This is a genomic window from Neisseria sp. HMSC064D07 (assembly GCF_001837185.1).
Classification (GTDB): Bacteria; Pseudomonadota; Gammaproteobacteria; order Burkholderiales; family Neisseriaceae; genus Neisseria; species Neisseria flavescens_C.
Map to the genome: position 1 here is coordinate 1 of NZ_KV831657.1, position 237 is coordinate 237.

Consider the following 237-nt stretch of genomic DNA (forward strand, 5'->3'; position numbering starts at 1 on the left):
TTCAGACGGCCTCACCATCACAGGCGGCCCGAGTGTGACCAAGTCCGGCATCAATGCCGCCGGCAACAAGATCACCAACGTTGCCGCCGGTACCGATGACACCGACGCCGTCAACTACAGCCAGCTGAAACAGCAAAGTGCCGCCGCCCGTACCGAAGTTGCCGCCGGTACCAACATCAAAGACGTGGTGAAAACGACCGGCGCCAACGGCCAAGACGTTTACACCGTCAACGCCAA

General features: G+C 60.3%; 1 pseudogene. It reads left to right on the forward strand.

Annotated features, from left to right (window positions below):
- Positions 1-237, forward strand: a pseudogene (locus HMPREF2608_RS02900) (hypothetical protein); the annotation flags it as partial.